The organism is Ruminococcus callidus ATCC 27760 (assembly GCF_000468015.1).
Lineage (GTDB): Bacteria > Bacillota > Clostridia > Oscillospirales > Ruminococcaceae > Ruminococcus_C > Ruminococcus_C callidus.
Genome location: NZ_KI260298.1, coordinates 1 through 1,800 on the forward strand (window position 1 = coordinate 1; position 1,800 = coordinate 1,800).

Below are 1,800 nucleotides of genomic sequence, written 5' to 3' on the forward strand. Positions count from 1 at the left end.
AGAAAAAAAGAAGCAAAAAAAGAAAAGAACTCGCCTACCCTTGTACTGTATGGCAATGCGTTGCACGAAGATTACACAAAGAACTGCGACACAGCACAACCCTACGATGTATGAGCTCAATAACAAAACTCCCTGCACGTTTTCGTGCAGGGAGTTTTGTTTTCTGCCGGCTTTATGCCAGCGAATTCTTTTGTGAGGGCACAGCGTATAAATTGGTTTCCCACGCGGGAATATACAGCTGGTGCCGGATATATAAGTCGTAGTTCGGGTTCAGCCGCCGGATCAGCAGCGGCAGAGCAAAGATGTCCTCGTTCCGGTGATAGAGCGAAACCATCAGCTTCGGAGAAAAGTGTGCGATCGTCTGGGAGGCTCCCCAGAGTGCTTCCCGTTCACAGCCCTCCACGTCCATTTTGATCACAGTCGCCGGTCTGCCCTGTAAGATGCTGTCCACAGCACGTGCATCGATCTCCTGCCCAAAGGCGGAAACTGCCGACTGTCTGCCGGCTTTGGTGGAAAAGGGCACCGTGGTGTCCAGACACCATGCCACCGCATTGTAGGCATAGACAAAGTTCTTGCCGTCCAGATACTTGCACAGCTTCTTGAAGTTTTTCCGGTCGGGCTCTACGGCGTAGATGCGGATATACTTTCCGCGGGTGTATTGGAGCACCTCGTCAATGGTGTCCCCGTTGTATGCCCCCAGATCCACGTAGATCTCGTTGGGTGTCAGCTTGATGATCTTGCGGTAGATCTCCGCCTTGGGCGAAGTCACGTCCATCAGATAGCGGATATTGCCGCTGATGCGGAAATTGATGATGTTGGCATATACCCGTCGGGATTCGTCGTCCGCCAGCATCTCATAGACTTCTTCCAGTTCCGCCGCGTGCTCTACGCAGTAATCATAGGTGAACAGTCCGCCCCCTGCTACCGGTACGTCCGGTACAATGAGGGTGTGCCGGCTGTTCAGCTCCACGATCTTGTCCACAAGGGACTGATACCCTGCGGCAAACGCCAGCACGATCACAAAGTCGTCTACCTGTGCTTCGATCTCGGAGAGCTTCCGCACCTTGTAGCCGGCAAAGGAATGCCCGCGTACAAATTCATCGCTTGCAAAAATGCCGGCAAGCGGAATGGACTTTTCCCGAAAGACACGCATGATCTTTTCTGCACCGTCGCCCATGCCGTAGATAAAGATCGGGCGGGTTTCCGCCTGTAGTTTTTCCCACGAGGACTGTTTTTCTGTGATGAAAGAAAGCAATGTGTTCAGGACCTCCTTTTCTCTTTTTCGCATGAATGGGTTTGGCTGCTGCATGCAGTGTCTGTTTTAGTCATTGCAGCAGTCGTCATTCTCCCATGCCTCCGGCGGCATGCCGGACGGTCCCACCATGTCCCGTCCGCGGATCCCGAACTGGTCACGCTGTTCGTTGATGAGAGCCGTGATGAGGTCGGAAACCTGTCGGGGATTCTTGATGGAGTGAATGTGCTTTTCCGGAGTGTCAACGTCTTTGCTGAACAGAATGATCGTGCCGCAGCCGAACAGCCGCTGTCCCAGCGGCAATTCCATTTTCTTGTCGGTGATGCGGTAGATGTCCAGTTCGTCTTCCACTACGGTGAGCAGACCAATGCGGGTGATCAGCCTGCTTTCTGTCAGATAATATCGGGTAAAGGACAGGGGCAGTCCGAACAGGGTACGCTTTTTGTCCGTCCAGAGATACTCCAGCCCGTCTTTGGTTTTTCCTTTTGTCATGACTGCCGCCTTTCCGGTTGATGCTGGGCAATACCGCACAAAGATTGTGCGACAGA

Annotated in this window: 2 protein-coding genes; both read right to left on the minus strand. The window is 53.0% G+C overall.

Annotated elements, in window-relative coordinates:
- Window positions 1-172: 172 nt before the first annotated feature.
- The gene (locus tag RUMCAL_RS01685; RefSeq protein ID WP_040646518.1) at window positions 173-1,255 is read right to left on the minus strand and encodes an FkbM family methyltransferase; all 1,083 of its coding nucleotides are present in this window, start codon (window positions 1,253-1,255) and stop codon (window positions 173-175) included.
- A gap of 66 nt (window positions 1,256-1,321) precedes the next feature.
- Window positions 1,322-1,800 (minus strand): PH domain-containing protein (locus RUMCAL_RS01690; protein ID WP_242823475.1); only part of this gene is annotated, 479 nt, incomplete at its 5' end.